This window comes from uncultured Draconibacterium sp. (assembly GCF_913063105.1).
Lineage (GTDB): Bacteria > Bacteroidota > Bacteroidia > Bacteroidales > Prolixibacteraceae > Draconibacterium.
Genome location: NZ_CAJXYQ010000013.1, coordinates 131,242 through 137,770 on the forward strand (window position 1 = coordinate 131,242; position 6,529 = coordinate 137,770).

At 32.0% G+C, this 6,529-nt stretch carries 6 protein-coding genes; all 6 read left to right on the forward strand.

Annotation, left to right across the window (positions count from 1 at the left end):
- Positions 1-1,335: an ATP-binding protein gene (locus QZ574_RS13405; protein ID WP_297090326.1), complete on the forward strand. Its 1,335-nt coding sequence runs from the start codon at positions 1-3 to the stop codon at positions 1,333-1,335.
- A 505-nt stretch (positions 1,336-1,840) separates the two neighbouring features.
- On the forward strand, positions 1,841-2,314 hold the full coding sequence (locus QZ574_RS13410) for a hypothetical protein (RefSeq protein WP_297090328.1): 474 nt from the start codon (positions 1,841-1,843) through the stop codon (positions 2,312-2,314).
- Positions 2,315-2,339: 25 nt separating this feature from the next.
- Positions 2,340-2,963, forward strand: coding sequence for a hypothetical protein (locus QZ574_RS13415; protein ID WP_297090331.1), 624 nt, complete (start codon positions 2,340-2,342; stop codon positions 2,961-2,963).
- A 243-nt stretch (positions 2,964-3,206) separates the two neighbouring features.
- On the forward strand, positions 3,207-4,946 hold the full coding sequence (locus QZ574_RS13420; protein ID WP_297090333.1) for a B12-binding domain-containing radical SAM protein: 1,740 nt from the start codon (positions 3,207-3,209) through the stop codon (positions 4,944-4,946).
- 152 nt (positions 4,947-5,098) lie between these two features.
- Entirely contained in the window at positions 5,099-5,917 is an 819-nt protein-coding gene (locus QZ574_RS13425) for a hypothetical protein (protein ID WP_297090335.1), read from the forward strand.
- Positions 5,918-6,107: 190 nt separating this feature from the next.
- Positions 6,108-6,449, forward strand: coding sequence for a hypothetical protein (locus QZ574_RS13430; protein WP_297090337.1), 342 nt, complete (start codon positions 6,108-6,110; stop codon positions 6,447-6,449).
- Positions 6,450-6,529 lie beyond the last annotated feature (80 nt).

The following is a 6,529-nucleotide window of genomic DNA, read 5'->3' on the forward strand; positions in this document are numbered from 1 at the left end:
ATGGCAGAAAGTCAAAACATCGAATGGAAAGAAAGTTGGCGTGATGAATACTTAAAATGGATTTGCGGATTTGCAAATGCACAAGGTGGTAAAATCTATATAGGCAAAAATGATAAAGGAGAAGTAGTTGGTGTTGAAAATGCAAAGAGATTGATGGATGATTTGCCAAATAAGATTGTAACCAACTTAGGTGTAATTTGTGACATAAATTTATTAGAGGAAAACGGAAGAAACTATATTGAAATAATCGTTGAAGCATATCCTAATCCAGTTAATTTCAAAGGTCAATATCATTACCGTAGTGGAAGCACCAAACAAGAACTAAAAGGCGCAGCTCTTGATAAATTTCTACTTCAACAATATGGGAAAACTTGGGATAGTGTTCCTGTTCCAAGGCTTTCAGTTGAAAACTTAGATGAAAATGCTTTCAATATTTTTCGCAAAAAAGGAAAAAATAGCGGCAGAGTTGATGATGAGATACTTAACGACTCAAACTTATCGATACTGGAAAATCTTGATTTAATTGAAGACAATTACATTACAAGAGCAGGTGTATTACTATTTCATCCAAAACCAGATAAGTTATTTACAGGCTCATTTATCAAGATTGGGTTTTTCACAACTGATGATGATTTACGTTTTCAAGATGAGGTACATGGAAACCTTTTCGACCAAATTGAAAAAACACTTGACTTACTTAAAACAAAATATCTGAAAGCTGAGATTAGATATGAAGGAGCAAGCCGAATTGAGGAATTTCCTTTTCCTGCACCTGCATTCAGAGAAGCACTTTTAAATGCAATAGCACATAAAGATTATAGTAGTACAACTCCAATACAGATAAGTGTTTATGAAAACAAAATGATTATTTGGAATCAAGGAGAACTGCCACAAGACTGGACAGTAGATAAGTTAATGGTTAAACATCCATCTCTACCTTATAATCCCAAGATTTCAAATGCCTTATTTCGTAGTGGATATATTGAAGCTTGGGGACGTGGTACAATCAACATGTTGAATGAATGTATTGAAAGACACTTACCTTTACCCAATTACTATGTGGACTACTCTGGAATCATTGTTGAATTTAGAAGGTTTGATGAAGGATATTTGAAATCACAAGGTTTAAATGATTCATTCGTAAAAATTATATTGTTTGTTCAAGAAAATGGAAGAATTACCAATACTGAGGTTCAACAAATTTGCAACGTTTCCAAACGCACTGCATCAAATTATTTATTGGAGCTGGAAAAGGACTATTTAAATAAAGTTGGGGGTACAGGTAAAGGAACATATTACAATTTAAAGGGGCAACAATGGGGCAATACAGAATAGTAAATAAACCTTATAATGCATATTATCAGCAGAATAAAAGCGAACCAAAGGGGAAATTATGGGGAACTTACCACGCTACTTGCAAAGCACATTGGCAAGCCCCTGCAAGCCCTCACACAGCCAAATACTTGCCAATAAGCTTTCCCAGTTTCCTTCGCACTTTGCCGCTAATGGCGGCATTGGAATTGCCCACACATAAAATAAACTGGTTCTTCGTAACCTACTTTATTGGTATGACAAAAGGATTGATAACGAAAGATAGTGCAAGATATGAAAATGAATACCTTTGATCTAACACAAAACCAGCTGGTAACATTTTGTATATTCCATAGGGGTTTCAGCGGTTTTCGGGCATTGTAGCTTTTATCAAATTAAGGTGTAACGGTCGACAGTGACGCTCTCCGAAATCCCCTACGTAACATACAATTTTCCGTTAGCGGTCAGTTTAAAACAGAGTACAAAGGAACTAAATTTGAAAAACCTGAAAATATAACCTAACAACACCATGAGAAAAAACATATTCATTTTATTAATTTCTCTATTTCTTTTTGGTTGCAATTCCAACAACTCCCAACAAGAGAATGTAAAAAATGCAGATAAAACAAAAGCATCTCCAACACTTACAGAAATGGTATGGAAAGACTACAATGAAATTTTGTTTTTATTATCCCAAAAACATCAAATTGATTCTTCCATAGCAAAGCCTTTAATAACTGAATATTTGAGAATCCATGACCCAATGACATATTTTTCTTTGACAATTGACTATCCAGAAAAAGACACAACCGTTTTTGATTACATTTTTAAGCCAAGAGAAAATATTGGTGTAACAATTCAAAGACTTTCAGAATCTTACTCAATTGAGACCTCTACTCTTTCATGTTTTATTTATGACTTTAAAGTTTTCGATAAACTGTTAAAAATTGAGGAAGAATGTGAGAATTATCCAGTAGATTACGAAATATCCAAAGATTATTAGTTCAATATTTTAAATCAAATTTCAAATGGAAATCATCGAATTATTAAGGGACTTAGGAATTTTTGGATTGTTCATGTGGTTTATTCAAATGTTGCTTTCAAAATCAGCAAGCAAACAATTTGAGACCTATAAAAATGAATTAAATAAAACTTTAATTGAGCATCAATCCCTATTTGACAATAGATTGGAATTGTATAAAACTGAATTGAATTTACAGAATTATAAAGCAACAAAAATATATGAACAACAACTATCAATAATAATTGAGCTACATAAAAAACTGTTGACTTTAAATCAAGAAATGGCTATTATGATTGTTGTTCGAATGAAAAATTTAACGGAAAGAACTGCTGAATCAGAAGATAAAGATTTAACTCAAATCGCAAAGACAGGTGCTTTTTATGATGACTTTTTAAAATTTTTTCAGCAAAATATTCTTTTTATACCGCAAGACACAGCAGACAAAATAGATTTAATAATAAAAGAATATATAAGTAATATTTTGAGTTTGATTACGAAGAAAGGAACTTCCGATGATTTATCATTTGAAGAAGTAAATTCGTTGAGTATAAAGTTAAGGACTGAAATACAAGAAGCAATCGAAGTTTTGAAAACTGACTTTAGAAAATTACTTGGAGTTGAAAAATGAAAAAAACCGAACCGCTAACAAAGTGCAAATGTAATGCGGGCGAGCGTGGTTTTCCAGCGTTTTTGCCCTGTTCAACCACCGCCAATCCGTCGTTGACGGATTGGTAGTAAAAACAAAATTTAGTGCTACGCCGGCTTGGCTTCGTGCAACCCTGACAAGTTGCCGTTTCAAAGCTCCGCACTCCACTTGCACCCACCGTTGGGGGCAATAGAAACAAACCGAGAACAAGAAGATTAACATTGAATGAAAAAGAAAATATTATTAATAAGTTTTGATTTTATAAAAGAGAGTTATTCTGACATAACTTATTCAATTGCGACAATTATGTCATCCCTGAAATACGATAAAGATTTTGATTATATTGAACCTGAACACTATGGAATAAACCTAAGTGAACTATATCGAAAATTCAATAAGAATACTGAAAAGATAAATGATAATATTAAGTTTCAATTTTGGAATGAATTAAGAACAAAGTCATTCAATTATGATTTTATTGCAATTGGTGTAACTACTTGGTCAAATATTCACGTGGAATATCTTGTGAATGAAGTTTTGACAGAATATTCAGGGAAGTTAATTTTAGGAGGATACGAAGTAACAGCAACAGATGATAAAACACTTTTGAAAACTTATCCAAAAGCAGACTATTTTATAAAAGGTTATTCAGAAACTGCACTTAAAAAGATTATTAACAACAATTACAATGGTTCAACAAAAATCATTAATGAAACATTGGACCAAAAAGATTTGATTTCGCCATATATTTCTGGACTTTTATCGACAAATATGAAAAAAGTTCATTGGGAAACAAAACGTGGTTGTCCTTATAAATGTGGTTTCTGCGAGTGGGGAAATGCGTCAAATAAAAAAGTTATTCCAATTAATCAAAAACGTTTACTATCAGAGATTGACTTATTTAAAAAATCGAATATTGAAGAAATTAATTTATTGGATGGAACATATAATTTTGGCAAAGAATATATTGACCATTTAGAAAACATTCTCTACAATACGAACGCGAAAATCACAATGCAGTCACGTTTTGAAAATGTAAACGATAGACAAAATGGAGAACGCTTTTTAGAAGTTTGCAAGAAATTTTCAAACAGAGTTAAATTAGAGTTTGGTTTACAGACAATTCATCAGTTAGAAATGAATGTAATTGGAAGAAGGAATGATTTAACAAAGGTGAAATCCGTAATGTCAAAATTGAATGACATTGGTATTCATTACGAGGTAAGTTTAATTTATGGAATTCCAGGACAAACTTATAATTCATTTTCCGAAACAGTTGAATATGTTCTTAATAATGGATGCGAAAATGTTCGAGCATTTCCTTTGAGAATACCACGCAATTCTGAAATGGAAAAGCAAAAAGGAGCGTTAGGAGTAAAAGAAACTACTTTGGAATTTAATGTTGACCAAGTAACAAGTTCTTATTCATTTGACAATTCAGATTATGAAAAAATGCAACAATTATCTGAGAAACTTTACCTTGGCGACTTGAAGAAAGATAGTGAAAATATAAAATCGAAAATTGATAAAGCAAATTATATCCTATTTGAAGAAGATAGCCCTTATGAATGGCGAATGAAAAATGTCACCAGAAAAAATCCAATTGTTTATTATGAAAAAGTAGATAAAGTTCAACCTATTCAAAAGGAACAAAAACGCTTTGACGTTGAAAAAGATGATTTTATTGAATTTGCTTTAAGAAAAATCGGAGAAAAGGTTTTAGATATTGCTGTTGATAAAGGCGGAAAGTATATAAAACAGAAAGCAAAAGAAAATCCAAGGTTACAAATGCTAATAGACTTCTTTGAAGATGTTTATAAATCAGAATTTTGGACATACAAAGACAAAAGCAATAATGAATATTTCTGTAATTTGAAACTGACAGCTAGTGGAAATGTGTTGATATTTAAAGGAAATCAAAGAACTACTGCCCCCAACAATAAATATAGGTCATTTGGCGGATAGTGGTAAATTTGAAATGAGTACAATAAATAAAATATATAGTGATTTGATAGTTGGGAGCGTTGAAATGCCAAACGCCCCATATTCGAGCCGTTAGCACCAATTTAAAAATGAGGCACTTGTTTAAAAATAACACCACTCAGAATTAAGTAACAATGAAAAAATCAACCTCAATTATGAATATAGAAAATCTCCATACTTTTTTTCAAAACGCCCAAAACATTGGACTATTTCTTGTTGCAGTATTCGCAGGTATTGTCTGGATAACCGGAAAATCAGTTGAAAAATCTCGTAATGAGCAAAGGTTAATTGATGAAGGAATTGCAGAGAAATTGTCGATATTAGCTGTTGACCTCGACAATTCAATTAATCAATTTAGTTTTGTGTTTGAGTTTTCTAAAGACGTAAATATTTCGGAAATGATTGCAGAACCATCATATCTCGAAATAATAAGTCCACCAAAAAACGGAGAGAGTAAATCAATTTTAATCAGTATCGGAGTTAACACAGCCAATTTCGTAATAAATGACAATGTGCCAAGAATTCCATTTGAAATTAAATCTGCAATTAATAATGGTGTTTTAAAACTTCAAAACATCCAATCAAATAATCAAAAGGGATTTGAGCTTGTTCTTCTTCCTCAATTTCTTGATAATCCTTTTTCCTCAATACGTGATTTTAACGATTGTAGAGTTTCTCCTTTACTTTCCGATTCAATGCTTGATAACTTATTGAAGATAACCATGGCTGTAAATTCATGGCCCATACTTGAATGTGATATAAAAAATGCTTACTGGCGAAAAGAAAATACGAATGTTCTTGGAGTATTAATTAATCAAAACAAACCATGGTCAACAGACTTCCAACAAAATACAATTCCATATGGTCTCTGGAAAATAAACTTAAGTAAAGATTTACCTGACATTGCAAAAAGTGCATATTATCATTCTATTGAGATGAAAAAAAATAAATAAAAACTGGTGGTAACAAATTGTAAATTGCATTGCGGGGTTCGTGGTGTGTCGTACGCTGGATTCTCGCAACATCGTTCCGTCCTGCCGGACAGGAACGAGCTCCGAAATCCGCAACGACAACTTACAAGTGACCGTTAGGCAAAATTTAAAAACGCATGCGTATCAACACAACCTCTAAAACTTAATTATTATGAATTGGCTTTACAAATTAAGACTTTGGCAAAAAATACTAATAATCATTATCGTTACTTTTTTACCATTAGCATTTTTGAAGAGTAAACTAGAGTTTTCTCCAGAAAATTTCATGAATGAGTGGTTGAAATTTTTTCTGTTTAGTCTTGGATGGGTTCTTATTGCAAACGAGTTTCTTAAGAGAAAAACTGCCTTTGATAAAGATAAAGAAACAAGTGAATTAGTTAATAATCTTATCATTGAACCATGTAATTCACTCATATCAAGTATTAAATCGGAAGATTCGGATAAAATTTCACAAACATGGTCTTTTATTTCCTACGTTCTTTCCAACGAGTGACGTCCCCCCGAAAAACTGGACATCTCTAAATTTGAGGATTCGGCAAAATATTAATATGTTTAATTGATAAATATTTTGCT